Annotated in this window: 18 protein-coding genes and 1 pseudogene; 14 read left to right on the top strand and 5 right to left on the bottom strand. The window is 71.9% G+C overall.

All coding sequences use genetic code 11. From position 1 onward, the window contains the following. Window positions 1–134 precede the first annotated feature (134 nt). The 8 genes from ACFY3L_RS48500 (at window position 135) to ACFY3L_RS48535 (ending at window position 15582) form a co-directional block, all read left to right on the top strand. Complete coding sequence (locus ACFY3L_RS48500) at window positions 135–1277, top strand: LacI family DNA-binding transcriptional regulator (RefSeq protein WP_389340637.1); 1143 nt, start codon at window positions 135–137, stop codon at window positions 1275–1277. Next, window positions 1277–2413: an NAD(P)/FAD-dependent oxidoreductase gene (locus ACFY3L_RS48505; RefSeq protein ID WP_389340639.1), complete on the top strand. Its 1137-nt coding sequence runs from the start codon at window positions 1277–1279 to the stop codon at window positions 2411–2413. Before ACFY3L_RS48500 ends, ACFY3L_RS48505 begins: the two co-directional genes overlap by 1 nt. Before the next feature lie 140 nt (window positions 2414–2553). Beyond that, entirely contained in the window at window positions 2554–5952 is a 3399-nt protein-coding gene (locus tag ACFY3L_RS48510) for a CHAT domain-containing protein (protein WP_389340641.1), read from the top strand. Beyond that, entirely contained in the window at window positions 5949–6368 is a 420-nt protein-coding gene (locus tag ACFY3L_RS48515) for a hypothetical protein (protein ID WP_389340643.1), read from the top strand. The genes ACFY3L_RS48510 and ACFY3L_RS48515 overlap by 4 nt, the downstream gene beginning before the upstream one ends. After that, window positions 6365–7303, top strand: a complete 939-nt coding sequence (locus tag ACFY3L_RS48520; RefSeq protein ID WP_389340645.1) for a hypothetical protein — start codon at window positions 6365–6367, stop codon at window positions 7301–7303. Before ACFY3L_RS48515 ends, ACFY3L_RS48520 begins: the two co-directional genes overlap by 4 nt. A 306-nt stretch (window positions 7304–7609) precedes the next feature. Continuing rightward, window positions 7610–8128, top strand: a complete 519-nt coding sequence (locus ACFY3L_RS48525) for a GAF domain-containing protein (protein ID WP_389340647.1) — start codon at window positions 7610–7612, stop codon at window positions 8126–8128. Between the two features lie 306 nt (window positions 8129–8434). Then, on the top strand, window positions 8435–9967 hold the full coding sequence (locus ACFY3L_RS48530) for a GAF domain-containing sensor histidine kinase (protein ID WP_389340649.1): 1533 nt from the start codon (window positions 8435–8437) through the stop codon (window positions 9965–9967). A gap of 119 nt (window positions 9968–10086) precedes the next feature. After that, a complete protein-coding gene (locus ACFY3L_RS48535; RefSeq protein WP_389340651.1) occupies window positions 10087–15582 on the top strand; it encodes an AAA family ATPase in 5496 nt (1831 codons plus the stop codon). 64 nt (window positions 15583–15646) lie between these two features. On the opposite strand, the gene ACFY3L_RS48540 is transcribed toward ACFY3L_RS48535, so the two are convergent. Continuing rightward, window positions 15647–16759, bottom strand: a complete 1113-nt coding sequence (locus tag ACFY3L_RS48540; protein ID WP_389340653.1) for a hypothetical protein — start codon at window positions 16757–16759, stop codon at window positions 15647–15649. Between the two features lie 97 nt (window positions 16760–16856). Beyond that, window positions 16857–18257 carry a glutamate decarboxylase gene (locus ACFY3L_RS48545; RefSeq protein ID WP_389340655.1) on the bottom strand — a complete coding sequence of 467 codons (1401 nt, stop codon included), beginning with the start codon at window positions 18255–18257 and terminating at the stop codon, window positions 16857–16859. Between the two features lie 1932 nt (window positions 18258–20189). Between ACFY3L_RS48545 and ACFY3L_RS48550 the strand changes: the two are divergent. Further along, window positions 20190–20441, top strand: a pseudogene (locus ACFY3L_RS48550) (replication-relaxation family protein); the annotation flags it as partial. A gap of 173 nt (window positions 20442–20614) precedes the next feature. Here ACFY3L_RS48550 and ACFY3L_RS48555 read toward each other — a convergent pair. Continuing rightward, window positions 20615–20824, bottom strand: coding sequence for a hypothetical protein (locus tag ACFY3L_RS48555; protein WP_389340698.1), 210 nt, complete (start codon window positions 20822–20824; stop codon window positions 20615–20617). 226 nt (window positions 20825–21050) lie between these two features. On the opposite strand from ACFY3L_RS48555, the gene ACFY3L_RS48560 reads away from it, so the two are divergent. From ACFY3L_RS48560 to ACFY3L_RS48575, 4 genes are all read left to right on the top strand, one after another. Beyond that, on the top strand, window positions 21051–21302 hold the full coding sequence (locus ACFY3L_RS48560) for a hypothetical protein (protein ID WP_389340657.1): 252 nt from the start codon (window positions 21051–21053) through the stop codon (window positions 21300–21302). A gap of 179 nt (window positions 21303–21481) precedes the next feature. Further along, window positions 21482–21901, top strand: coding sequence for a PRC-barrel domain containing protein (locus tag ACFY3L_RS48565; RefSeq protein ID WP_389340659.1), 420 nt, complete (start codon window positions 21482–21484; stop codon window positions 21899–21901). A gap of 77 nt (window positions 21902–21978) precedes the next feature. Further along, window positions 21979–22908, top strand: a complete 930-nt coding sequence (locus tag ACFY3L_RS48570) for a phosphotransferase family protein (RefSeq protein WP_389340661.1) — start codon at window positions 21979–21981, stop codon at window positions 22906–22908. 56 nt (window positions 22909–22964) lie between these two features. Then, complete coding sequence (locus ACFY3L_RS48575; protein WP_389340663.1) at window positions 22965–23699, top strand: phosphotransferase enzyme family protein; 735 nt, start codon at window positions 22965–22967, stop codon at window positions 23697–23699. Between the two features lie 171 nt (window positions 23700–23870). Here the strand turns inward: ACFY3L_RS48575 and ACFY3L_RS48580 are convergent, their stop codons facing one another. Further along, a complete protein-coding gene (locus tag ACFY3L_RS48580) occupies window positions 23871–25400 on the bottom strand; it encodes a nucleoside hydrolase-like domain-containing protein (RefSeq protein ID WP_389340665.1) in 1530 nt (509 codons plus the stop codon). Window positions 25401–25655: 255 nt separating this feature from the next. Here ACFY3L_RS48580 and ACFY3L_RS48585 point away from each other — a divergent pair, with 255 nt between their 5' ends. Then, the gene (locus tag ACFY3L_RS48585; RefSeq protein ID WP_389340666.1) at window positions 25656–25880 is read left to right on the top strand and encodes a hypothetical protein; all 225 of its coding nucleotides are present in this window, start codon (window positions 25656–25658) and stop codon (window positions 25878–25880) included. A gap of 63 nt (window positions 25881–25943) precedes the next feature. On the opposite strand, the gene ACFY3L_RS48590 is transcribed toward ACFY3L_RS48585, so the two are convergent. Next, window positions 25944–26885 (bottom strand): hypothetical protein, encoded by a 942-nt coding sequence (locus ACFY3L_RS48590; protein ID WP_389340668.1) that lies wholly within the window; start codon window positions 26883–26885, stop codon window positions 25944–25946. Window positions 26886–26965: the final 80 nt, after the last annotated feature.

Raw genomic sequence — 26965 nt, forward strand, 5'->3', positions numbered from 1 at the left:
TACTTGACCACGTCAAGTCACCCGGGCGAAGATTTCCCAGGAGCAGACACCCGGCGGGTTCGAGGACCGGGACGGCCCGACCACCACGAGCGCACGACCCCGGAGCCGGGCACGTGCTGGAGACGGGGACAGCCATGCGGGACCGCCCATCACGAACACCGAGCCTGATCGAGGTAGCCACCGAGGCGGGCGTCTCGACCGCCACCGCCGGCCGGGTCCTCGGCGGATACGGCCAGGTCAGCGCCGCCGCCGCGGAGCGGGTGCACGCCGCCGCCACACGGCTGGGCTACCGGCCCAACGCGCTGGCCCGCAGCCTCATCCACGGCTCGACCCAGACCATCGGCGTGGTCGTGACGGACGTCGGCAACCCGTTCTTCGCACAGGCGGTGCGCGGCATCAGCGACAAGGTCCGCGCGGCCGGCTACGAGGTCGTGCTGTTCAACACCGACTCCGGCCTGCCCGCCGAGCGCAACGCGATCCGGGTGCTGTCGGAGAAGCGGGCCGACGGCATCATCATCGCGACGGGCTCCCCCACCGAGACCGACCACCTGGACTCGCTGCGCGACAGCAGGATCCCGGTCGTCCTGCTCGACCGGCCGGTGCCGGGCCGGCCCGACGTCGACAGCGTGACGATCGCCAACGCGGACAGCGCCCGCACGGCGGTGCGGCACCTGCTGACCCTCGGGCACCGCCGGATCGCGGTCATCACCGAGGCCGCCCGCGAGCTGCCGCGCATCGCGGACCGTCTGGTCGACAGCGCCACGATGCGACCGAGCGCGGCCCGCCTCGCCGGCTACCTGCTGGCGCTCCAGGCGGCGCGCATCAAGGTCGATCCCGCGCTCGTCGTCTACGCGCCGTACGAGCGGGACCGGGCCACCGAGGCCATCCTGGCGCTCCTCGCCGCCGACCCGACGGTGACCGCGGTCTTCGCCACCGACAACGTCCTGGCCGCCGGGACGTATCAGGCGATCCAGGCCAGCGGCCGGCGCTTCCCGCAGGACATCTCGATGGTCGGCTTCGACGACCAGGACTGGACGACCATCGTCCGCCCCACGCTGACGGTGGTCCGCCAGCCCAGCTACGAGCTCGGTGCCAGAGCGGGCGGGCTGCTGCTGCGCCGCATGACGACCGCGGCCGGCGGCCAGCACGACGGCACGCCGGACCAGGACTCGGCGCCGGAGCACGTCAGGCTCCGCGCCCGGCTGATCAAACGGGAGTCGACCATGCCGGTCCCCTCCGCCGTCGACGCCGCCGACCGCGTACTGGATCTGCGCTGATGCGTCGCATCGTGATCATCGGCGCCGGGATCATCGGCGCCACGCTGGCCACCCGCCTCGCCGGGGCCGGAGCGGACGTGACGCTCGTCGACGCCCGCCGTCCCGGCGCGGCGACCAGCGCCACGAGCCTGGCCTGGCTCAACGCCAACCAGAAGCTGCCCCGCCACTACCACGACTACTCGGTGCGGGCGATGCACGAGTGGCGCGAGCTGACCGACGGCTTCGGACGGCCGGACTGGTACGTGCCGACCGGCGGGCTGAGCTGGGCGGAGTCCGACGGTGGCCGGCATGCGCTCGCCGAGCGGCTTGACCGGCTCCGCGACTGGGGCTACCCCGCCGTCGAACTCACCCCCCGGCAGGCCGTCGAGCTGGAGCCGGCGCTCCACGTGCCCGACACCGCCCTGGTCGCCTACTTCCCTGGCGAGGGCTACGTGCACGGCGGCCCGGCCGTCGACACGTTCGTCGCCCACGCGCAGGCCGCCGGTGCCCGCGTCGTCGTCACCGGCGGCGACGTGGTCGTCGAGGCCGGCGACGCCGGCGTGAGCGCGGTCCGGCTGCCCGACGGCGGTCGCCTGGACGCCGACGTCTACGTCTGCTGCGCCGGGTGGCGCACCGGCCGGCTGCTGGAGCCGGTCGGCGTGGCGGTCCCGATCGTGCCGGGCGACGCGCCCGGATCGAGCGCGCCGTGCGTGGTGACCCGCGTCGGCGGGCACGGCACGGTCAGCCCCGTCACCCGGGTCGTCCACCCGCCGGGCCTCAGCCTCCGCCCGGCGCTCGGCGGAGGGCTGCAGCTGGAGGCCGGCGACCTCAACGACCTCGTCGACGTCCACACCACGCAGGAGGACCTGGACCGGCACGGCGAAACCCTGCTGCGCCGCGCCGGACAGGTCATCCCCGGCCTCGGCGGCCAGCCGGTCGAGAACGTGTGCTGCGTCCGCCCGCTGCCCGTCGACGGGCACCCGCTGACCGGCTGGCTGCCGACGCTGCCGAACACGTACCTCGTCGTCTCCCACAGCGGCATGACCCTCGCACCGCTCCTGGCCCGGCACGCCGCGGCGGAGATCCTCGACGGCACGGCCCACGACGAGCTGGCCGCCTACCGCCTCACCCGGTTCGCCACGTCCGAGCCGGCCTGACGAGCGGACGCTGCCGGCCGGCGTGCTGACGGGTCGGATCCCCCGCCGCCGCAGGGGCCGCTGCCCTTGACGGAATTCGTACGATGAGGTTCCGCCCCGCCGGAGGGAGCCCTGTCGATGTCGCGCTCTGAGCGTGCCGGGTGACTCGCGACGAGCTGGTCGCCGCCGCCCGGGACCGGCTGCGCCTGGCCACCGGGCCCGGCGGCGACCCGGCAGTGGTGCGCGAGCCCGCCGCCGTGGCCGAGGCGGCGCAACTCGCCGCTGTGGCCGCGGCCGGCGACGCCGAGGCGCAGACTCTGCTCGGAGCACTGGCCTGGCTGCGGCACCAGCTGCTGCCCGACGGCGAGGACCAGGCCGAGCTCGACACCGCGGTCGCGGCGTTCACCCGCGCCCACGTCGGGAGCGGACTCGCCGCCGGGATGAACGCCGTCGGACGTGCCGGGGCCGGCCACGCCGAGTTCGCCGCGCAGGCGTGGGGAGCTCAGGCGCAGCGGCTGCTCGACGCCGGGCGGGCGGCGGGCGATGCCGGGCTGATCGGCCAGGCCGTCGACCTGATGCGGCGCTCGGTCGCGGTCACCGGCGACGACCATCCCGACCGCGCCGCGCGGCTGTCCGCCCTCGGCGGTGCGCTGCGCATCGCCTTCGCCCACACCGGCGCAACGGTCTCGCTCGACGAGGCGATCACCACGCACCGGCGCGCCGTGGCCGCGGCGGGCGGCGGGAGCGACCGCGCGACATGCCTGTCCAACCTCACCGTCGCGCTGCTGGCCCGGTTCGAGCGGGCCGGCGCGCCGGAGGACCTCGACGAGGCCGTCACCGTCGCACGGCAGGCCGTGGCGGCCGCCCCGGACGGGCATCCGGACCGGCCGAAGATGCTGTCGAGCCTCGGCAGCGCCCTGTGGTGGCGATTCTGGCGCACCGATGCGGTGAGCGTCCTCGACGAGGCCGTCCAGGTCGGGTGGCAGGCGGTGGCGGCCGCCCCGCCGGGCCACCCCGACCGCGCCCGGCTGCTGAGCAACCTCACCAACCGGCTGCAGACCCGGTTCGAGCGGACCGCCCGTCCTGACGATCTGGACCTGGCGATCAGCCTCGGGCGCGAGGCGGTGGAAGCGGCCGGCGACGACCATCCAGACCGGGATGCCTTCTTCGCGAACCTCGGCATCGCCCTCGCCCGCCGCTTCGAGAGTGCCGGCGCCCGGGACGACCAGGACGAGGCGATCACCGCCTTCCGGCGGGCGGCTGCCCGACCCGGGCGCCCCGGCGGCGCGGGGCACCTGTCCAACCTCGCCAACGCGCTGATAGCCCGGTTCGAGCGCTTCGGGACGCTGGACGACCTGCACGAGGCGGTCGAGGTCGGGCGGCGGGCGGTGCGCAGCACTCCGGCGGACCATCCCGACGCCGCCATGTACCTCAACAACCTCGGGATCGCGCTGCAGACCCGGTTCGAGCGGACAGGATCGGCGTCCGACCTCGACGAGGCGATCGAGGTCGGGCGGCAGACGATCACCGCGCTGCCGGCCGACCACCCCGCCCGCCCAGGCTGCCTGGCGAACCTCGCCATCGCGCTGCGCGAGCGCCACGAGCGCGGCGGCCGGCCCGATGACCTCGACGAAGCGGTCGAGGCCGGCCGGGCCGCGGTCGAGGGCACCCCACCCGACCACCCGGACCGCCGCATGTACCTCAATGGCCTCGGCAACCTCCTGAAGACGCAGTTCGAGGCCACCGGCGCCGCCGCCGATCTGGACGAGGCGATCCGGACGCTGCGCCGGGCCGTGGAGGCCACCCCGGACGGGCACCCGGCCCGCGCCGGATTTCTGCTCAACCTCGGGACGGCGCTGACGAAGCGGTTCGAGCGGCTCGGCGACCGCGCGTCCGGCCCACGGGCCGTGGCGGTGCTGCGGACGGCCGCCGCGGTGGCCGCCTCGGCGCCGCTGGTGCGGGCCCGGGCCGGTCAGGCGGCGGCCCGGCTGGCCGCGGACCTGGGCCGCCTCGACGAGGCCGAGGCCGCCTGGGACCAGGTGTTCGAGGTGTTGCCGCTGGTCGCGGACCGCGGCCTGGACGACCGCGACCGCCAGCACCATCTCGCCGTCCTGGCCGGGGTCGCCACCGAGGCGGCGGCCGTCGCCATCGAGCGCGGCGACATCGCCCGGGCCTGGTCCGTCCTCGAACAGGGCCGGGGTGTCTTCCTGGGCCAGGCGCTCGAGGGCCGCGGCGAGTCCGACGAGCTCCGCGCCGTGCGTCCGGACCTCGCGGACGAGGTCGACCGGCTGCGCCACCTGCTGAACACCGGCGGCGCGGCGGACCCGGCCGGCGACCAGGCCGGGGGACCCGACGCGGATCCGACCGCGCGGAGCCTTGCCGCGGCAGCCGGCTGGACCCGGCTGCTGGCCAGGATCCGCGAGGTCCCGGGGTTCGCCCGGTTCGGCCTGCCGCCGAGCGCCGACGAACTTCGGGCGGCCGCCGCCGGCGGCGTCGTCGTGGCGGTGAACGTCAGCGCACGCCGCTGCGACGCGTTGACGCTGACCGGGGAGGGCGCCGGGCACGTGCCGTTGCCCGATCTGACGCTCGAGACGGCGGCACGGCGAGCGGACGCCTTCCTCGCCGCGGTGCGCGGCCCGGCGGGCTTCGCCGACCAGGTGGTCGTGGCCGGGACACTGCGGTGGCTGTGGGACACCGTGGCGGCACCGGTCCTGGCCGCCCTCGGCCACGAGCGGACACCGCCTGACGGCCTGCCCTGGCCCCGGATCTGGTGGCTGCCGACTGGACCGCTCACCGTCCTGCCCCTGCACGCCGCGGGAGTTCACCACGAGCGGACCGAGGAACAGCGCCGCAGGACGGTGCTCGACCGGGTGATCTCCTCGTACACGCCGACCGTGCGCGCGCTGCGGCAGACCCTCCGCACCCGGTCGCCCGGCCGCGGCCCGCATCCGCTCGTGGTGGGCGTCGACCAGGCTCCGGGCAGCGGACCCCGGCTGGAGCAGGCGGCGGCCGAGGCCGAGCAGGTCCGGCAGCAGCTCGGGCCGGACACGACGCTCCTGCTCGACGAGCAGGCGACCCATGCGGCCGTGGTGGCCGGGCTCCGGCGCACGACGTGGGCGCACTTCGCCTGCCACGCGCTTCCCGCCGCCGATCCGGGCGACAGCCGGCTGGCCCTGCACGACCGGGGGCTGACGGTGCGGGAGCTGATGTCGTATGAGCTCGACGGGCCGTACCTGGCCTACCTCTCGGCGTGCACCACCGCCCACGGCGGCACGGCGTTGCCTGACGAGGCGATCCACATCGCGTCGGCGTTTCAACTCGCGGGCTTCACGCACGTGGTCGGCACGCTGTGGCCGATCTCCGACGCGGTCGCACCGGAGTTCGCCCAGCGCGTGTACCGGCGCTTCGGCGCGGGCACCGAGCCGGCCCTCGCCGTCCACGAGGCGGTCCGCGAGATGCGCGACGCCTACCGCAACCAGCCCGTCCACTGGGCGTCCCACGTCCACTTCGGACCGGACGAGCCGGCGCCGGGCGACCTGCCGCACGAGGGAGCCCGATGACCGACCGCGAGACACCCGGCGACGAGCCACCTGACGACCTGTTCGAGATCCTGCTCGACCCCAGCCCATCCGGCGAGTCCGACGCGACGCTCGACCTTCCTGCCGGCTTCGCGGTCCTCGACGCGGCGCGCGCCCTCGACGACCTGTTCCGGACCCAGGCGGGCGTGTCGGCGGTCGACCTCCTTGTCGGCGGTCACCGGCTGGGCCGCTCGACCCGGCACCAGCTGATCGAGACCCGGACGGTGGGCGCAGGGGACGGCGCCACGCTGCCCGGCCACTCCGGCGCATACCGCATCGTCGTGCTCGGCTGCGCCGAGCCCACCTGTGCGGCCCGCCTGCTCCGCGTACATGTCGACGAACGCGCCATGCCGGCTTGCCCGAACGGGCATGGATCGCTGCGGCCGGTGGCGGCATGAGCCTCGACCCGCTCATCCAGTCGATGCGCGACGGCCCGGCGAGCCGGTTCTTCCTCGTGGCCTACCTGCCCACCGCCGCCGCGGGGCTGTTCCTGTTCACCCTGGTGCGGGCCGGAGCGCCGGGGCACGAACTGCGCTTCCAGCAGGTCTGGCGGACCTCCTCGGCCGAGCCCGGGTTCGGCGCGGTCCTCATGGTCGCCGTCGTGACAGTGCTCGCCGCGCTCCTGGTGCACCCGTTGCAACTCGCCCTGGTCCGTCTGCTGGAAGGTCAGTGGCCGCGCTGGCTCGCACCGCTGGCGGTGCCGCTGCGGCGATGGCATCGCCACCGGCGTGACCGGCTGACCGCCCTGGAGGAGCGGCTGCCCGCGGGTCCGGACGAGCCCGGGTACGCCCAGGCGGTCCAGGACGCCGGCCGTGCGGGCACGCTGCGACGGCGCCTCTACCCGAGCGGCCTGCCGCGGCCGACGGCGCTGGGCAACATCCTGGCCGCCGCCGAGGAGACCGCCGGCGCCGACTACGGATGGGACGCCGTCGTCGCCTGGCCCCGGCTCTACCCGCTGCTGCCCGGGCCGACCAGGACCATCGTCGACGCCCGGCGCAACAGTCTCGACTTCGCCGCCACGATGACCGCGACCGCGACCGCGACGGCCATCGCCGCCGCCCTGCTGCTCTGCCCCTCGCCGCGATGGCTTCCGCTGGCACTGGTGCCCCTGGGCGTCGGCTTCCTCGCGTGGCGTGGCGCGCTCCAGGCGGCCCTCGCCTACGGCGAAGCCGTGCGCGTCGCCTTCGACCTGCACCGCTTCGAGCTGCACACCGCGCTGCGCCTGCCCCTGCCCGCGACCCGGGCGGACGAGATCGCCGCCGCGCGCGGGCTGTGCGACCTGTGGCGGCAAGGGGTGCCGGTCGCGCTGACGTACCAGCACCCGCCCACATAGCCGGGTGCGATCGTGCCGGCGCGGCGCCCTGCTGGTCGGCCGATCCATGAGATCTGCCATGTTCGTCAACTGGACACCGGCGACCCGGCCGGCTGGCGTACCGAGATCGGCTGGCGGCCGATGCTCCGCCGAGCCGCGGGCTGACTGGACGGCGCGCTGACCCACCCGCAGCGGACGGGGTGGCGACGTTCATCCACAAAGGATGACTACGCGCCGCTGATGATGGCCGAACGTTGTCGACGACGCCGGAGCGTCGAAGACTGGAACCGAGGTCGTCAACCGGGCCGCCGGAAAGGACCATCGATCATGGATGTGTCGGAGCTGCTGGACACCTCGGTGGCTGACCTGGGGCTGGCGCAGGACGTCGAGCAGGCTCAACAGATCATCCGGAGCGCCGGGAGGCGTTTGGCGGATGCTCACGGGTCCACCGTGGTGCTGCTGGAAGAGGGGTGCTGCTTTTACGCCGACGAGGACGCGGTGAGCCCGCTGTGGAAAGGGCAACGGTTCCCTGTACGGCAGTGCATCAGCGGGTGGTCGATCCTCAATCGTCAGCCCGCCATCGTGCCGGACATCCAGACCGATGACCGGGTGCCGCAGGAGGCGTACCGGCCGACGTTCGTGAAGAGCCTCGTCATCGTCCCGATGCGCGTCGAGGATCCGCTCGGGGCGATCGGCGCCTACTGGATTCAGCCACACCGGGTCACCGACGAGGAACTGGCCCGGCTCCAGTCGCTGGCCGAAGCCGCCGGCGCGGCGTTGACACGTCTCATGGCGTCACCGTCGGCCCGTCTGGTGGGCTCGGGTGCGGCCGGCGCACTCGTGTAGCACGACGCGTCATCATGCGATCGGGCCGAGCCGGCTTGTCGATGCGGGCCAGACCGGAACGGCGGTTCGCATACGTCCGCTGCGCGGTCGGCAGGAAGCCGCCCCCAATCGATCCGCCACTTTTGGGGTAGAATGCCCGTACAGGAAGCTGTGTCAGCACGATCAGCGATCCACTGTTCGCACCCCGCACGACCTCAGGGGCAGGCGTCGTGTTGACTGCGAGGTGAGAGACGGTCGCCGGTGTCCGCAAACCTGGTTCCGTTGTGGCTGAGGCCGCCGCCGTCCTGGCTCGGGTTGATCATCGCTGTGGCGTTCATCGCGACTGGGCTGGCAATCGTCCGCCTGGCGGTTCTCGCCCGCTCCCGCGCCCTCGACGCGGCTGAACGCGCTCAGGAAGTGTCCCTCGCCACCGAGCTGGCCGAACACATGCTGTGCGCGGACGATCTGCGTTCGGCGCTCGGCTCGGCGGCGCAGCGGCTCGCGCACGTGCTCGAGCTGCGGTCCGCCGCGATCGAGGTGGACGTGATCGCCGGGGACGGGCAGCGGGCCGCCCTCCCACTGTGTGACGGTGCGACTCGGCTGGGCACGCTGCTGGTGCCGGCCGATCTTCCCGACCGGACGCTGGAACGCCTGCGGCACCGGGTGGTGCCGACGCTGGAGCGGCTGCTGCTCGCGGCACGTGACCGTGCGGCGATCGTGGACTCGCTGGCTGCGGGCCGCGAGGTCGCCATGCTCGTGGAAGAGCAAGCCGCGTGGCGGCGCGTGGCCACGCTCGTCGCACGCGGGGCGTCACTCAATGACGTGTTCGACGCGATGACGGAGGAGCTCTGCCGGACCCTCGGTCACGTCCGCACGGTGCTGATGCGCTACGAGCCGGAACACACCGCCACCCGCCTTGCGGGTCTGAGCGAGCTGGACGGCCCGACGTCCATCCCGATCGAAGGGGAAAGCGTCGTCGGGACGGTGCTGCGCACGAGGCGTCCGGCCCGGATCGACAGCTACGACGGTCTCACCGGTCCGGCCACGGCGATCGAGCGCCGGCTGGGCATACGCTCAGCGGTGGGCGTTCCTGTCATGGTCCAAGGGCATCTCTGGGGCATGCTCGCTGTCTTGTCCTTCACGGCCGAGGCGATACCGCCGGCGACCGAACGGCGCCTGGCCGACTTCAGCAACCTCATCGCCGCCGCGATCGCCAACGCCGAGCATCGCGCTCAGCTCGCCGCGTCTCGTGCCCGCATCGTCGCCGCCGCGGACAACGCTCGACGGCAGTTCGAACGCGATCTGCACGATGGCGCACTGCAACGTGTCGTCTCGCTCGGGCTCGAACTCAGCATGACCGAGGCATCGATGCCACCGGAGCTGGCCAGGTACAAGGCGCAGCTGTCGCATATCGCGCAGGGCCTGAACGGCGTGTTCGAGAGCCTGCAGGAGGTCTCCCGGGGTATCCATCCGGCGATCATGTACAAAGGCGGGCTCGGCGCGTCGATCAGGTCGCTCGCCCGCCGGAGCGCGATTCCGGTGGACCTGAATCTGAACATCAGCCGGCGGCTGCCGGACCATACCGAAGTGGCCGTGTACTACATCGTGTCCGAAGCGCTCGCCAACGCCACCAAGCACGCCCGGGCCACCATGGTGCACGTCAGCGCCGAGGCGGAGAACGCGGTGTTCCGGCTCTCGATACAGGATGACGGCATCGGCGGAGCCAGCATCGGCGGGGGATCCGGACTGATCGGCTTGCAGGACCGCGTCGAGGTCCTCGGCGGCCACATGGAAGTCGTGAGCCCGGCAAGGCACGGCACCGCCCTCCTGGTCAAGATCCCTATCGACGAAGCGTCATAGGTCGACGGGCTCACCACATCGCGTCCGCGCGAATAGTCGGCTTTGCCCTGGAACAGGAGCTAAGTACGCTATGAGGTGGGTCGGATCGTGTGCGGAGGTGACAGATGCAGAACGCCGGGATGCTGCATCGCCGAGATCCACCCGGCCGGGGCGAAATACTGTACGAGAGCGAGCACACGCGGGTCACTCGGCTGTTCGTCGCCGGGCGCACGGTCATCCGCAAGGAGCCGTCGGGCCCGGACGCACACCGGCGGGTGCGGCACGAGGTGGCGATTCTGGGACGGCTGCGCGGCGTGGCGGGTGTCGCGCAGTTGGTGGAGGCACCGCGGTGCCCGGGGTCGGTCGTGGTGGAGGATGTCGCCGGCACGAGCCTGGCCGGATCGGCCAAGCCGCTGGCGACCGATGACCTGATCGGGCTCGCGGTGGAGTTGGCCCGCGCGGTGGCGGGGATGCACCGCCGGGGTGTGATGCACCGCGACATCACGCCGGCGAACATCGTGGTCTCCCCCGACGGCGCCCCCTGCCTGGTGGATTTCGCGCTGGCGACGTCGATCGCCGAGCATCGTCCCGGGTTCACGCACTACACCGAGATCGCGGGGACGTTGGCATATCTGGCGCCCGAGCAGACCGGGCGTACCGGCCGGTCGGTGGATCAGCGGGCCGATCTGTACGCATTGGGCGCGACACTGTACGAACTGGCGACGGGCGCGCCGCCGTTCGGTTGGGGCGACCCGCTGCGGCTCACGCATGATCATCTGGCCCGGGTGCCGGTGCCGCCGGCGCAGGCGAACCGGGCCGTCCCGGCGCCGCTGTCCGAGATCATCATGCATCTGCTGGAGAAGGAGCCGGACAGCCGGTACCAGACCGCGGAGGGCCTGGTCTACGACCTGGAGCGGCTACGGGACGCCGGCCCGCGCACGGGAACGATACGCGTCGGCGAGCGCGATGTTCCGCTGCGGCTGTTGCCGCCGTCGCGGCTGGTGGGGCGCGATGCGGAAGTGGCGGTGCTGACCGCGGCGTTCGAGGAGGCCCTTTCGGGCCGGTGCCGTGGCGTGCTGATCTACGGGGCACCAGGGGTCGGAAAGACAGTACTGGTCGATGAACTGCGGCCGGTGGTGACCGGCCGGGACGGCTGGTTCGTGGCGGGCAAGTTCGACCAGTACCGGCGGGACCTGGAATTCGACGCGGTGCACCAGGGGTTGCGGGCGGTGGGCCGGCTGTTGCTGGCCGGGCCGGACGACGAGCTGGCCGAGGCCCGCGAGCGGATCCTGGCGGCGGTCGGCGCGAACGCGCGCCTGCTGACCGCGTTGGTGCCGGAGTTCGCGGCACTGCTGCGGGTGCCGCCCGATCCGGGGGATCCGCTGACCGCGCAGGCGCGGGCACAGCGGGTGGCGTTCGACGTGCTGCGTGCGGTCGCCTCGCCGAAACGGCCAGTGGTGATGTTCGTCGATGACCTGCAGTGGGCGGGCCGTACGCCGATGGGCTTCGTGGACCTGGTGCTGAGCGCGGAGCCGGTCGACGGCCTGTTGCTGGTGGCCGCCTACCGCGAAGGCGACGTGGACGCGGTGCATCCGTTGGCAGCCGCGCGGTCCCGGTGGTGTGACCGGCCGGAGGTGCGGCACCTGCGGCTGGCCAACCTGCCGGTCGCCGGGACGATCGCCATGGTGGCGGAGATGCTCCACGTGGGCGAGGCCGCGGCGGCGAGCCTGGGGGAAGCGATCAGTCCGTACACGTCCGGGAATCCGTACGAGACGGTGGAGCTGCTCAACGCGCTGCGCCGTGACGGTGTGCTGGCGGCGGGGGCCGGGTGGCGGTGGGATGCGGCGCAGGTGCGCGCTCACCTGCGCCAGCCGGAGGTCGCGCAACTGCCGGCGGCGCGGGTCGATGCCATGCCGGCGCAGACGCGGCTGATGGTGGAGGCGATGGCGTGCCTCGGTGGGCGAGCCGAGCTGGGCGTGCTGCAGACCGCCGTCGGCGAGCCGGCTGACGTGGTGGAACAGCGGCTCGCGCCCGCCCTCAACGAGGGGGTGCTGGTGTTGGAGCCCGGGGTGCGGGAGGCGGTGCTGTTTCGCCACGACCGGATCCGTGAGGTGGTCCTCCGCGGGGTGGAACCGCGCCGGCGGCGCAGCCTGCAGCTGGCGATGGCGCGGCGGCTGGCGGCAGTGGCGGAGTCGTTCGCGGTCGCGGCGGAACAGTACCTGCCGGTGGTCGACGCGGTCGACGACCCCGCGGAACGGCGCCGAGCGGTGGAGCTGTTCCGCGACGCCGCCGAACAGTCGACGATGATCGGCGAATACTCGCTGGTGAACGCGCTGCTGACCGCCGCGCTGCGGCTGATCGGCCCGGACGAGACCGCCGCGCTCATCGAGGTGCACACCGGCCGGCACGCCGCGCTGTACAGCCTGGGGCTCCTGGAGGAGGCGGACGAGGAGTTCCGCACGATCGAAGGGCTGCACCCCACCGCCTTGCAATGCGCGCCCGCCATGGCGGTGCAGGTGCGCGGCCTGACCCACCGCAACCGCTACGTCGAGGCGATCGGGCTCGGCTTGAAGTCGCTGCGTGAGCTGGACAGCGCCGTACCGGCCGCGGACCGGCTCCCGACCGAGCTCGACCGCCAGTTCGACCTCATGTACCGGTGGCTGGAGCACGACGACGTCGTGGACGATCCGGCCCGGCCGGAGGTCACCGAGCCGGTGGTGCTGGCCGTGGCCCGCCTGATCAACGCGATCCTGCCCGCGGTGTACTTCGCCGCCGACCACGCCAGGCTCGCCTGGCTGAGCCTGGAAGCGCTGCGGATCTGGATCGAGCACGGCCCCGCCGGCCCGCTCCTCGGCCCGGCGGGCCACGTCGGCTTCGCCGCCGTGACGGTGCGCGGCGACTACGCCGCCGGGTACCAGGCGATACGTCGAATCCTGGCACTGGGCGAGGCCCGCGGCTACGAGCCCGACACCTCGCAGGTGCGCTTCCTGTCCACGCTGCTGAGCTGCTGGTTCGAGCCGATCGAAAACGGTGTCCGCGCGAGCCGGCGGGCCCGTGAAGGCCTGATCGCGGGGGGTGATCTGGCCAACGCCGGATACACCTATTACACGGCCATGGTCGGTCTGCTGGACTGCGCGCCATCGCTGGACGCCTGCGTCGCCGAGATGGAGGCCGGGCTCGCCTTCGTGCGGCAGACCGGCGACGAGCACATCGGCGAGTCGTACGACAGCTACCGGCGGCTGGCCGGTGTGCTGTGCGGCGAAAGCGCCGCCATTGCCGGCACGACGGTCCCCGCCGACAGGTACGCCGAGAGCCCGTGGGCGCTGTTCCACCTCCAGGTCACCCGCGCGATCGCCGCCGCCATCCTCGACGATCTGGTCGGCCTGATCCGGTCCACCGCAGCGGCGATGCCCCTGCTGTCGGCTGCTGCCACCTTCTACCCGACCGCCGCGGCGCACGTGCTGCGTGGACTGGCCCTCGCCGGGCAGGCCCGGGCCGGCCGCGGTGGCGAGCGCGACGGCCTGCTGTCCGAGCTGGACGAGGTGACGCACTGGCTGGCAGCACGCGCCGCAGACGCGCCGGCCAACTTCCAGCACTGGCTACGGTTGCTCGAGGCCGAGCGGGCCTGGGCCGTCGGTGACTTCGCGGCCGCCGTCCACGGCTTCGACGCCGCCCGGCACGAGGTCGCCGGCCACGTACGGCCATGGCATCAGGCCCTCATCACCGAGCACGCGGCCCGTTTCTACCTCGCCCACGGCGTCGAACACGCCGGCTATGAACTGCTCGCCGAGGCCCGTCAGGAGTACCTCGCCTGGGGCGCGACCGCGAAGGTCGACCAACTGGACTGGGCCTACCCCGCCCTGCGACCGCACGACGAGCCGATCGGCGAGCACGACGCCCGCCACCCCGGTGACGTTCCCCAGCGTCGCTCCACCATGACGACCGGAACCGTCGACCTGCTCGGCATCCTGGCCGCGTCGCAGGCGCTGAGCTCCGAGACCAGCACCGAAGGCCTGTACTCCCGCCTGGTCCAGGTGCTCTCCGCGATGACCGGCGCCACCGGTGTGCACCTGCTGCTGTGGAGCGACGACCGGCACGACTGGATGCTGCCCGCACCCGGGGATGTCTGCGACATCATCCCGGCCGACGGCGCCGGCCACGAGCACACGGTGCCCATGTCCGTGCTGCGATACGCCGAGCGGATGCGTGAGCTGCTGGTCGTGGACGATGCCACCCGTGACGACCGCTTCGCCCGCGACCCGTACTTCGCCGGCCTCCGCTCCTGCTCCCTGCTGGCCGTCCCCATCCTCAACCGCGGCACGCTGCGGGCGGTGCTGCTGCTCGAGAACCGCCTCATCCACGGCGCGTTCACCGCCGAACGGCTCGACGGCGTCAGACTCATCGCCGGCCAGCTCGCCGTGTCGCTCGACAACGCCCAGCTGTACACGGCGTTCCGCCGGATCGCCGACGAGCAGGCGGCGTTGCGGCGGGTGGCGACACTGGTCGCCCGCGGGGCGGCGCCCGATCTCGTGTTCGCCGCGGTGGCCGACGAGGTCGGCGCGCTCTTCGACGCAGACGGCACGGCGATCCTCCGATTCGAGCCGGACGGGGAGGTGACGGCGATGGGCGGCTACGGACTCGAGCAGTCCGCACCGGGTTGGCGCCGCAAGCCTGACCCCCGCAGCGCCATGGCGACGGTACAGGCCACCGGCCGTGCCGCCCGCCGCGACGTGGACGACCCGGCAGCAGCGACGCCACTGGGGATCGAGCCCGACATCTGCTCCATGGTCGCCGGTCCGATCGAGGTCGAGGGCCGGCTCTGGGGCGTCATGCGCGTCGGGTCGCGGCGTCAACGGCTGCCCCAGGACGCCGAGCAGCGGCTGGCCGACTTCAACGAGCTCATCGCGACCGCCATCGCCAACGCTGAGACCAGGACCGAACTCACCGCGTCACGCGCGCGGATCGTCGCCGCCGCCGACCAGACCCGCCAGCGCATCGAGCGCGACCTGCACGACGGAGCCCAGCAGCTGCTGATCGCCCTGGCCCTGCAGCTGCGCGCCGCACAGGCGGCGCTGCCACCCGAGCTCGACACGCTCGCCACACAACTCGACCGCGCCGTCGCCGGGGTGACGAGCGCCGTGGACGAACTCCGCCAGATCTCCCGCGGCATCCACCCGGCCATCCTGACAGAATCCGGCCTCGGCCCGGCGCTGCGCGCACTCGCCCGCCGCTCACCGATCCCCGTCGACCTCGACCTGCACCTGGAGGAACGGCTGCCCGAGCACATCGAGGTCAGCGCGTACTACATCATCGCCGAGGCGGTCACCAACGCGGCCAAACACGCGAACGCCTCAGCCGTCACCGTCACCGTCGAATCCGACACCACCAGCGGCGTCCTGCGCGTCGTGGTCAGCGACGACGGCATCGGCGGCGCCGACTTCGCCCGCGGCACCGGCCTGGTCGGCCTCAACGATCGCGCCGAAGCGCTCGGCGGCCGGATCGTGCTCCACAGCCCGCGCGGGGGCGGGACCACCCTGCGCGCGGAGCTCCCGCTCACCTCTGCCGGGTGGGACGTCGGCCGTCGATCCGCGTCGCGCACGATCTGTTCACCCAGCGCACCCGTGGGTTGCGGGTGACGCCGGCCCTGGGCAAGCGGTTCCCACCTGCCTTCCCGGCGGGTCCTGGCCGGTCTCCACACGGTCACACGGCGTACAGCAGCCTCCCGGTCAGCGGGTCCTGGCCGTAGCGCAGACACAGCTCCGCCAGCACGTCCTCGTGCGTCACGGCCACGTTCATGACCGTGTCGTTGCCGGCGTAGTAGACGACGACCGTGCCGTCGGCCTCGCGTACCAGGCCGCAGGAGAAGACCACGTTCGGCACGTGGACGTAGTCAGTGTCGGGGACGCGGCAGTCGGCGCGCGACGGAAACAGGATCGGGATGCTCGACACGCGGACCACGCTCGGGTCGTCGAGATCGTGCAGGGCGACGCCGAGCACATACGGATTGCCGTCCATCGTCGTGCGCACGCCGTGGAAGACGTTGAGCCAGCCGTGCGGCGTACGCACCGGCGGCGCACCCGGCCCGATCTTGTCGGAAAAGGCGCTCGGGCCCGCGCCCGTGCGCAGCACCGGCTCGTCGGCGACCTCCCACGGCCCGGTTCGGAAGTCGTCCGCGTATCCGATCCTGACCTGCGTGTACGCGCCGCCGGTGTCGCCCGGACCGACGTCGTTGGGCCGGAACAGCCCGACGTACCGCCCACCGATCCGCTCCGGGAACACGACCACGTTGCGCATGTCCCGGTCGAGCATAGGGCCGTGCCTGGTGAACGTGGTGAGATCGTCGGTGAGTGCGAGCGACACGCGTACCCGGTTGCGGATCCCGGCGTGGTAGGCGCTGTACGTGACCGCGAACGTGCCCTCGACCGGGTTGATCCGGGCGTCCTCGACGCCGCCGGATTCGGCCTCGACAAGGTGACACCGGTCGACGCCCTCGACGCACTGGTCCCGCTCGGTCGCCGGCGACAGCACCGGCCGCGGGTGCACGGCCCAGTTCGTGACGCCGTCGGCGCTGACCGCCAGGCCGAGCACGCTGATCCCGCAGCGCAGGTGCGACCGGAACAGCAGCGCCGTCCGGTCCGCGAGCCTCGCCACGCCCGCGTTGTGCACGGTGACCACCTGAAGGTGCGGCTCCCGCCAGACCGCGTTGACCTGGCACGCGGTGAGGATCGGATTGGCCGGATGCCGCAGGACCGGCAGGTCCAGCGACACGGTACCGGTCGTCGCGTCGCCGAAGCGTACGTCGCGCGTCGTCACAGCCCTCACGGTCGCACGCGTCGGGCCGTCCCGGGTCCCTCGTCGAAGGCGACACCGGAAATCCGCTGGGCGCCCACGTCGTGGTCATGGGGTGAGCTCAGTGGTGGAATCCGGTGGCGTCGCCGGCGGTGTGCAGCGGTCCGGGCTGGGCCCGCAGCTCCGGCAGCAGCCGGCGCAGGTCCGCGAGCAGCAGGTCGGCCAGGTCGCGGGTGAAGCCGTTGCGGACCACGACCCGCAGCACGGCCAGGTCGGTGCGGTTGGCGGGGAAGGTGTACGCCGGCACCAGCCAACCGCGTTCGCGCAGCCGCCGGGAGACGTCGAACACGTTGAACGCGCCGACGTCAGGATTCGTGGTGAACGCGAACACCGGCAGCTGGTCACCACGGCTCAGCAGCCGGAACGGGCCCATGGCGGCGACCCCGCCGGAAAGGTGCAGTGCCACGTCGCGGGACGCCTGCTGGACGGCGCGGAAGCCGGCGCGGCCGAGGCGGAAGAAGGTGTAGTACTGCGCGACGACCTCCGCACCCGGGCGGGAGAAGTTCAGCGCGAACGTCGGCATGGCGCCGCCGAGGTAGTTGACGTTGAAGATGAGGTCCTCCGGCAGGGCATCACGGTGCCGCCAGAGGATCCAGCCGACGCCGGGGTACACCAGGCCGTACTTGTGGCCGGAGGTGTTGATGGAGGCGACCCGCTCGAGCCGGAAGTCCCACTCCAGGTCCGGGTCCAGGAAGGGCGCGATCATCGCACCGGAGGCGCCGTCGACGTGCAGCGGAATGTCCCATCCCGTGCGCTGCTGCAGCGCGTCGAGCGCCGCCGCGATCTCGGCGACCGGCTCGTAGCTACCGTCGAACGTGGAGCCGAGGACCGCGACCACGCCGATGGTGTTCTCGTCACAGTGCGCCACCGCCTCCTGCGCGGTCAGGTGCAGCCGGTCGCCTTCCATCGGCACCAGCCGGGGTTCGACCTCCCAGTAGTTGCAGAACTTCTCCCAGCAGACCTGCACGTTGACGCCCATCACCAGGTTGGGCCGCCGGACCTCGCCGGCCGCACGCCGCGCCGACCAGCGCCGCTTCAGGGCCAGGCCGGCCAGCATGCACGCCTCACTGGACCCGGTGGTCGAGCAGCCGATCACGTCGGCCGGGTCCGGGGCGTGCCACAGATCGGCGAGGATGCTGACGCAGCGCCGCTCGAACTCGGCGGTCTGCGGGTACTCGTCCTTGTCGACCATGTTCTTGTCGACGCACTCGGCCATCAGGCGGGCCGCCTGCGGCTCCATCCAGGTCGTCACGAACGTGGCGAGGTTCAGCCGGGCGTTGCCGTCGAGCATCAGCTCGTCGTGCACGAGCTGCCACGCGGTGTCGGCGGGCAGCGGATCCTCGGCCAACGCGTCGCGGGGACTGGTCACCTCCTGGGCCAGCGCCGGGTTGGCCAGCGTCACGAACGGGTTGCTGTCCGCGCCCCGCGGCCGCCGTGGTGGATGTGGCCTGTGCAACCCCATCGTCACACCACCCTCGTCAGTTGGTCCTCGCGCCGCCGGCGGCACCCGTCCACCCGAGACGCCGCAGGTGCGCGACTACCCATTGCGTGCGCCGTCACACCGGGTGGTCCAGGACCGCCGCCGGCGGCCCACGGCACGGTGCACAAGTCGATGGAGGCGAACTGGAACGCGGTCACCCAGCCGACGACCGTGAACGGCGCCCAGGTCACCGTCAGCATCGGCGCACGCAGCATCTCGACGGTCGTGTTCACGCTGTGAACCCGGCCCGGGGGCGTGGCGATGGCCGTGACAGCGGGGTACGTCGGGTGTCGGGGCAGCGCGGCGCCGCGTGATCCGTCCGGCTCGCGCGCGTGAGGATCGTTCCCTGACGTACAGGACGTTCGGCGGGCGGTATTGCGTCCGGGGTACCCGGTACCAAGCCGGTCCGGGGTCCCCGGGTGTCGTTCCCCGGGGACGACCGCCCCCGGGCATTTCGCCCGGGGGCGCCGGCTTCCTTGTCTGCAGCGTTGCCCACCGTGCCGTTACCGCCGGGTGCGGGCCGCTGCATGATGACGGGTACCGGTTGCCACGGCGGGCCGGGGCGATAGCTGGTTCCTTCCGATCGACAACAGGACGCGGCGGTTGTGCCGGTTCAGCTCCGGCGGCGGTTGACGGCTGATGGGCACCGGGGGTGGCGTCGATCGCCGACGTCGGAGTGAGGGCTGGGCGCTGCGGCGTCCGGCGGCTGCGGCTGCTGAGCCGCGAGGCCCGCGGTTCCCGCGGCGGTGGAGTGGCGTTCACATGTATGCATGACCCAACCAAGGCCCTGTTGGTCGGTGCCGCGGCCGGTACCGGTCCAACCGCGGGCAACCATGAACCCGGTTGCCCAACGCCGACCCAACGCGTTGGGCAACCCGTTGGCGGGGCGGTCGGTGGCGTTGGGCAACCGGTTGGGCAACGTGTCGGTCGTTGCCCAACCGCGTCGCCGGCTGTGGTGACCGTGGAACGGGAACGGGCGACCTCGTTCCGGGAACGGCGGAGTTCCGGTACGGCCGTTCCCGCTCCCGTTCCGCCGCGAGGTGGACCCGTTCCCGTTCCTGTTCGGTCCGGCGCTGGACGGAACGGGAACGGCTGGACGATGGGGACGCCGACCGCGTACGGCGCGAGCTCGCGTGTCCCGGGACCTCGGTACGGGACGGGAACGCGGACCGCGGCGTGCCCGTACCCTGCGCCGCTCCGCCGGGATCGGTCCGTCCCGACCCGGGTACGGCGGTTACGGCCGGTACGGGATCGCCGCACGTCCTGGCTGGTCACGAGCGTGGCGGACGCCGCTACCGGCAGGTCTCCCCGCGGTCTGTCGGGTCGATGGCGGATCCCGTACCCGTTCCGGTGCTGCCGTCGTCGCCGTACCGGCGGCCCGCCGACCGACCCGGTACGGACGTACCGTACGGCGGAACCGACGGCACGGCGCCGTCCCGCATGGCAACGCCTGGTACGACCGGTCGTTCCCGCAGTGCCGGGCTCTGGGCCGGACGCTGGCCGCGATGGTTGGCCGCCCAACCAAGGCCATGTACGGGCGGGAGGACGGGCCGGGCACGGCACCGCCCTCCCGCGCGACGCTGTCCCTCACCATCAGCGGGTTCCGGCGGTGACCCGGCGGAGGTGGAGAAGTCCAATCAGCCGCTGCGCTCGGCGGCGATCGAGGGCTGGCGAAGCTGGTCGCCGCGTCGCTGGACCTGCTGTGGGGGTTCCTGACCGGCACGGCGTTCACGACGCCGGACGTGACGACGCACTGCCCGGGGAGCCCGCCAGCACATCGGCCCAGACCCGGGCGCAGCCCCGGGCGGATCCCCGGGCGAACCCCTAGGCGGGCGGATCCACCGCCACAGCCACCCAACCGACGCCAACAGCGCAGGTAGGAGCCCATGACCGACGACGCCGGCAAAACCCGACATGTCCTTCAGGGGGACATCTCCCGACCGGGGGTACGACGCTCAAAGCCCTCCCTCAACCCGCGCGCGCCCCTCGGCTGGGCGTCGCCGCGCCCTCGCCCACCTGCTCGACGAGCACCGCACCCTCACCACCGAACAGATCACCAGAGTGCTGTTCACCGCCGCCCGCACCTGCCGCAACCGGCTCAACGTCCTGCGGCGGCTCGGGTTCATCGTCTGGCTCATTCCCGTCCGGCACCGGCGACACCTGGGCACACACCGGGTGTTCGGGCAACTGTCCGCCCTGTCGAAGGGCCAGCGGCCGCCGACCTCGAGCAGTCCGGGATCTGCAGGACCGGATGCGCAGATCGATCCAACCGTGCTGGCCTGTATGACAAAGAGGCGTCCGGCCGTAGTCGAACGCCCCTGCCTCCTGCCGGCTGCGCATCAGAACAATGAGGCCATCGCCTTCGTGGTGCTCTCCACCTCATCTTTGAGCATGCTGATCTCCCGGCCGCCCTGTGGCTCGGTCAGATACCACGGCGCCTCGTCGGTGACGTCAAGCTTCGCCATCACGAGGAATTCCGCCGAGCAGTCGCCGAACGCCTCGCGGTAGAGGTAAAGCGAGACGTCCGGGTCGTCGGTCGGCAGGATCACCGGCTCCGAACGGTGGTACGGCTCAAGTCTCGGGTCGGCGACACTGCATGCTTCGGGCGAACACCACGCGGGGTGGAATGCGCTGGTATCGGACCTCCTTGTACTCATACACGACAACGGCTGAACGCCTTGCAGCCTGATATCACAAGGCCTAATCAACAACAGATACTAGGCCTTTTCACGCCCGCTTCTCAAGGCGCGTGAGGTGCCGTGCAAGCCTTGACTTATGGGCCAACTCGATGACGCGGCAAAGGCATTCCGGGCAGCGGATACGGCGCTGACCAGGGTTAAGGAGCAGGCCGCGCAGCGCATCGAGGCAGCACGGAAGGCTCGCATGGATGCGCGGGCCGCGCTCCACGCGGCGATCGTCGCGGAAGCCCGTGCCGGCGCCCCGCAGGTCGACATCATCCGGCGGTCTGGCTACTCCCGCGATCGAGTCCGGACGATCCTCCGCGCCGGTGGGGTCGAGCCGGAGTAGCGATGCCGTGCCGTTGGTGCGGGTCGGTCATTGCGGTCGCCGGCAGTTGCACCGGTCACGGACGGCTGCTCGAAGTGGGCGCGGCCGCGGTGGTGGTTCCAGTGACCTCATCGACGCGGTCCAGTCCAGGACTGCCGGCCTGTCTGCATGAGCAGCCGCCGGCGGGGTAACCCGTGGACATGTTCGAACCCTGGACCTGGCGTGACCCGGCGGCACTCGCCGGCGGCTACAGCGGCGTCCCCGACGACGACCTCGGCGTGGACACCGCCGCGCCGGCGCCCGCCCCCGACGGCCGCACCGACGTCGACCTCACCGGCTACCACGTCGAGGCGACCGACGGGCGGATCGGCACCGTCGACGAGGCGAACCACGACACCGGCACCGCCCACCTGGTGGTGGACACCGGCCCGTGGATCTTCGGCCGGAAAGTGCTGCTCCCGGCCGGAACCGTGGACCACGTCGACCACCGTGAGCGCACCGTCCACGTCGACCGGACGCGGCAGCAGGTGAAGGACTCCCCCGCGTACGACCCGGACACCTTCGCCCAGCCCGGCTACCGCGACCAGGTCGGCCGCTACTACACCGACAGCTACCGGTAACCGCCCACCCGCTCCATCAGCACGCATCCCGGGTAATGCGGGTGTATCGACGAACTGCCAGCCCTAGACTGCGCGGGGTGGACCTCGCACATCTCGGCGCGCCGCTCGGTCCGATGGTCCGTGTCCACGGCGGGTTCGCCAACCGGATGTACCGGCTCGACACCGACCAAGGGTCGTTCGCGGTGAAGGAGTTGAACCTCCTCGACCGCCGCTCGACGTACCACCTCGAGCACGTGTTCAGGTTCGAGCGGGCGGCCTTCGCCGCCGGCATCCCGATGCCGGAGCCGATCTCGGCGAGTCACGACACGCTCGTCCACCGGTGGGTCGAGGGCGAGAAGGTGCCCGAAGCACCGGTGTCGGAGGAGTACGCGTTCGAGATCGGTGAGATCCTCGCTCGCATCCACGCGCTCGACGTCGCGTGGACCGACGTCTCGGCCGAGGAGCCGACGCCGTGGGACTGGCCCGAGCTCGCCGAGCGGGCAGTGGCGACCGGACAGCCGTGGGCCGGCGAGCTCACCTCCCAGGTCGGGACGTTCCTCGCGATCGCCCAGTTCGTCGACACCTGCGAGCGACCGGGCCCCGCCGTGCTGACCCACCGGGACATCCAGCCGTGGAACCTGCTCGCTCGAGAGGGCCGGCCGGTGGTGCTCGACTGGGAGCTCTCAGGGATGCTCGACGTGTCCGGTGAACTCGGCTCGACCGCGCTGAGCCTCGCGAAGGGACCTGGCTTCGACGACATCGAGCCCGCCATCTTCCGCTCGGTCCTCGACGGCTACGTCGCAGCGGGCGGAGCGCTGCCGCCCTGGGGTCCGAGTTGGTTCGTGTTCATGATCGGCGGCTGGCTGGGGCACACGAGGTGGAACATCCTGCGCTGCCTCGCCGGTGTCGAGGCGAGCACCGGCCCTGACCTGGCGCTGTCGCACGAGTCCGCGCGCAACGGCGTGCGCGGCCTCCCCGTCCTGTTCGGCCGGCTTCCGGAACTGCAGGAGCTGCTCACGTACCAGTGACCCAGCCCCTGTGGTGCGTGCGGCGTAACGCGGGCCTGGCCCGTAAGGTGTGGCGGATGGGGTGGGAGACACTCGGGCAGTGGGGTGAAGACGTCGCTCGCATCGAGCCGCTCGCCGGCGGAGTCGCCAACGACGTTTGGAGCGTGCGCGTCGACGGGCGCCTCGCGGTCGGTCGTCTCGGCACCAGGAGCGACGCTGATCTCGCGTGGGAGACCGGGCTTCTCCAACACCTCGACCGTAACGGTCTGACCGTGCCGGTGCCGATCCCGGCCATGGACGGCCGGCTGTTCGCCGATGGTCTGGTGGTGATGACCTACCTGGAGGGCGGACCGCCCGAGACGCCGGCCGACTGGCGTCGCGTGGCCGGCGCGCTCCGCGAGCTGCATAGGTTGACGCGGGGCTGGCCGCAGCGCCCAGGTTGGCGGTCGTCGACCGACCTCCTGCACGCCGAGACCGGGACGAGGATCGACCTCGGTGCGATGCCCGCTGAGGGCGTTGCTCGATGCCGGGCAGCGTGGGCGCGGCTCGCCGGACGTCAGACCTGCGTCGTGCACGGCAACCCCAACAATCCTGGCAACGTCCGCATGACCGCGAACCACGTCGGGCTGATCGACTGGGACGAGGCGCACGTCGACGTCCCCGACCTCGACCTCGTGCTGCCCGGCAACGCCGGCGGCCTCGACGACGGTGCGCACGACATCGCCGCGCAAGCGTCGGCCGCGTGGGAGGCCGCTGTCTGCTGGGACGACGAGTACTCAGTCCGGCGGCTCGCCGAAGTCCGAGCGGTCTGAGCACGCGTTCGAAGTACCGGCGAAGCATGCGGTTCCTCGCCGGCCTCGACGTGTCCGTCGTCCATCCCGGGGCGGCCTGGCACGACGGCCGGTTGCGAATGAGGCGCAACCTTCCGGGCCGTCGTGCCAGGCCGCTGTCGAGTCCTTACGGGTAGCGGGATCGCTGGTGGGTCAGTTGCTGACGGTGAGCACGACGCGCTGGTACGAGGTCAGCGCCGGCGATCCGTTGTCCGTCACCTGGAGGATGAGGTGGATCGTCTGACCGGGTGCGGCATCGTCCGGGACACGGATCTTCACGACGTTCTGCTGCTGTCCGCCGGGGACCTGGTTGATCGTGACGGTTCCCGGGTAGGTGTCCGCGTCCCTGTACTGCCACCAGCTGCTGGTCACCTGGTCCCGGTCCGGGTCGCCGGTGAGGCCGGTGAGCGTGATCGTCTGGCCGGGCGAGACGGTGCGGTCCACCTGGCCGGCGACCTTGGCCGTCGGCTCGTGGTTGGCCTCCGAATAGCGCGAGGCCACGGTCCACTGCAACCTGGCGGCGAAGTCCTGCTGCGCCGTGCCGAACCAGCGGCTGGCGGCGTAGTTGCTCGACGAGACGCCGTTGGGATCGGTGTCGGTCCCCTTGCGCCCGCCCCAGCCGCCGTAGCTGGCATCGACGTATCCACGCAGGCCGTTGTCGACGAGGTTCATGAAGATCGAGGTGTCGCCCTCGGAGATCCAGGAGCCCTTTGCCTGCGGGGGTGTCCAGACGACGTACCCCATCGCCTTGAGCTGTGCGGTGGTGAGCCCGGAGAAGCCGAAGTGGTCGAAGATGTCACCGGGGACCATCTGCTTGCCATCGCCCCAGACCCGGTAGAACTCGCCGAACGGCCCGACGTCGGACACATTCGCCTTCGTCCATTCGGCGGACAGGTACTTCGCGTCCTGGGGAAGCACGGCGTTGCGGGCACCGTAGCCCCAGATGCTGGTTGACATCTGACGGAATTCGATGTCGGGCCAGTTCTTGCCGATGTAGCTGGCGTAGGTGCCGTCCTGGTCGCCGAACGACTGGATGATGGCCTTCTGCGACACCTTCTTGGAGATCTGCGCCCACTGCGGCGTGTTCTCGTACTGGTCCTTGATGGACTTCAGCGCCCTGGCGATCGTGCTCTGGCCGGCGCCGGTGAGCAGGTACACGGGGCCGGGACGGTTGTCGAGCAGGCTCTTCTTGACCAGGTCCGAGCCCGGCGAGTCCTTGGAGATGTCACCGTCGAACTCGATGTTCCCGGTGTAGATCTTCGACTGCAGCTCCTTCGGCGAGGGGTAGCCGCCGGCGTGCTTGCGCAGGTTGGGGTAGACCTGTGCGTAGATGTCGACCGCGTCGTCGATGAACCGCTCGCCCTGCTTCCAGCGCCACGACGTGCACGGGCAGATGTTCAGCCCGAACCGGGTGTACTCGCGGCCCGCCACGTACCACAGCGTGCCCTTGCCGTCGCCGGCCCAGTGCACGCCGCTGCTGGAGTAGACGAGCCCCTCGGTGTCGAACTCGTTGCTGTACATCAGATAGCGCACGAGCGTGTTCTGGTCGTCGAGCTCCGGGTCGTGCATGAGGATGACGCGGGGCTTGCCGCCCTCGCCGCCGGACTGGCTGGCAGAGTCGCCGGCGAACGCGGATGCGCCGTTGGTCGCGATCATGATTCCCGCCAGCAAGGCTGCCGTCATGGTGCGCACTGCGTGCCGGCGCGTGCCGCGCCCTGCGGTCGGACCAGGAAGTATTCGCAACAGATCCTCCTCGAATCCCAGGGAGGGTGTCCCCCGGGACGGCCATCGGACTTCAGTGCCACGCGCGCGACGTGAATAGATATTCAGATCTGACTTGATATATAGCGTTAATCAGCACGACACAAAAGTCAAGACCGTCGCAGCCGCCAGGCTGCTCGTTCGCTTGACACGCAGAAGGCGCGCTAGTTTGTACGCATGGCCGTCAATGCGCGACGATCGGCGGCGCGATGGCTCATCGCCGGCGTTGTCCTGGCGGTCATCGCGGCGGTCATCGTGGCGGTGCTGGTCATCGCCGCACGGTCCGGCCCACGCAAGCTCCCTGTGCCCACCATCCTGCGGCACTGCTCCGAGCCGTCCGGGAGTCCGCCGGAGAGTCGCTGCGCCAGCCTGCTGCCCACCAGCGCCTTCACGACGGCATGACCCTGCCGGACCGACAGCGCTGCGACCGGGCTGGACCTGCCAATCGACGCGCCCAACGGGGCGTCAGCAGGTCTTGACCGGCTTCAGGCGGACGAGGTCGGACGTCGGCAGGGTTTCGATGTCGCCGCTGCCGGCGCGCCGGATCCGCAGCGCCTGATCGGCTGTGGAGGACAGCAGGACGCCGCACACGGTGGCCCCGTCCGGGCGGGTGACCTGCACCGGGGTCGACTCCGGTGGAGCGGCCGGGGCGAATGTCGTCGCACCCACGGCCGCTGCCAGGGCGGCGATGGTGACACCCGCGGCGACGATCGCCCGGCGCAGGCGTCCGGCGGCGGCCGATGCGCGTGAGCGGTGGGCGACGTACCACTCGCGGAGGTCTTCGTCGTCTGCGACCGGACGGGTGACCGGCAGGCCGTGGGCGGCCGAGTACCCGTTGACGACGGCGACCGCGGCGGCGGCGAGCGCGGCCAGCAGTGACGCGCCGACGAGGGCCTGGGCCCACGGCGCGAGCGAGCGGATGTCGTCGCGGCCCAGGGCCGGTAGGACGATGCCGACCAGCCCGATGAGGGTGACCACGGCGGCTGTCCACCGGTCCGCGGCGGTGCGGACCGACTGCAGCCGGCCGGCCGTTTCCATTCGCAGCGCCTCGGCCGCCTCGGTCAGGTAGGGGTCGTTCGCGGCGCCGACATCGACCTGGGTGCCGGAGACGAACGTCGCGGTGATCGTCCAGGTACGACCGCAGCCTTCCGCGACGCCCTCCGGCCGGTCCGGGTGCTCGCCGTGGCAGGCGCACGGCACGGAGGCGGTCAGCGTCGTCGGGGCGGGCAGGCCGGGTGCGCTCTCCAGCGAGGTGCTGGTCAGCGGCAGGTTCATGAACGTCGGCTCATGGCACGCGGGGCAGGCGCCGGACAACAACAGCTCCGTGCGTGACCTGCTGCCGGTCCAGCCGGCCAGCTGCTGATCGGTGACCGTGATCCGTTCCCGCGCGTGCCGCATCGACGTCATCGCGACATTATCGCCAGCCTGCCACTGCGCCACCCTGGCCGTTCGACCGAACCTCCGGGTGGGCGGAGCGGAGGAGTTGC

Origin of the sequence: Dactylosporangium sp. NPDC000521, from assembly GCF_042898305.1 — a bacterium.
Taxonomy (GTDB): Bacteria; Actinomycetota; Actinomycetes; order Mycobacteriales; family Micromonosporaceae; genus Dactylosporangium.

What these genes read in the sequence shown, in the direction of transcription:
- ACFY3L_RS48520 (WP_389340645.1), top strand. Translation starts at nt 6,365, where the DNA reads ATGAGCCTCGACCCGCTCATCCAGTCGATGCGCGACGGCCCGGCGAGC.
- ACFY3L_RS48580 (WP_389340665.1), bottom strand. Translation starts at nt 25,400, where the DNA reads ATGACGGCAGCCTTGCTGGCGGGAATCATGATCGCGACCAACGGCGCA.
- ACFY3L_RS48500 (WP_389340637.1), top strand. Translation starts at nt 135, where the DNA reads ATGCGGGACCGCCCATCACGAACACCGAGCCTGATCGAGGTAGCCACC.
- ACFY3L_RS48585 (WP_389340666.1), top strand. Translation starts at nt 25,656, where the DNA reads ATGGCCGTCAATGCGCGACGATCGGCGGCGCGATGGCTCATCGCCGGC.
- ACFY3L_RS48590 (WP_389340668.1), bottom strand. Translation starts at nt 26,885, where the DNA reads ATGACGTCGATGCGGCACGCGCGGGAACGGATCACGGTCACCGATCAG.
- ACFY3L_RS48515 (WP_389340643.1), top strand. Translation starts at nt 5,949, where the DNA reads ATGACCGACCGCGAGACACCCGGCGACGAGCCACCTGACGACCTGTTC.
- ACFY3L_RS48505 (WP_389340639.1), top strand. Translation starts at nt 1,277, where the DNA reads ATGCGTCGCATCGTGATCATCGGCGCCGGGATCATCGGCGCCACGCTG.
- ACFY3L_RS48575 (WP_389340663.1), top strand. Translation starts at nt 22,965, where the DNA reads ATGGGGTGGGAGACACTCGGGCAGTGGGGTGAAGACGTCGCTCGCATC.
- ACFY3L_RS48560 (WP_389340657.1), top strand. Translation starts at nt 21,051, where the DNA reads ATGGGCCAACTCGATGACGCGGCAAAGGCATTCCGGGCAGCGGATACG.
- ACFY3L_RS48565 (WP_389340659.1), top strand. Translation starts at nt 21,482, where the DNA reads ATGTTCGAACCCTGGACCTGGCGTGACCCGGCGGCACTCGCCGGCGGC.
- ACFY3L_RS48545 (WP_389340655.1), bottom strand. Translation starts at nt 18,257, where the DNA reads ATGGGGTTGCACAGGCCACATCCACCACGGCGGCCGCGGGGCGCGGAC.
- ACFY3L_RS48525 (WP_389340647.1), top strand. Translation starts at nt 7,610, where the DNA reads ATGGATGTGTCGGAGCTGCTGGACACCTCGGTGGCTGACCTGGGGCTG.
- ACFY3L_RS48535 (WP_389340651.1), top strand. Translation starts at nt 10,087, where the DNA reads ATGCTGCATCGCCGAGATCCACCCGGCCGGGGCGAAATACTGTACGAG.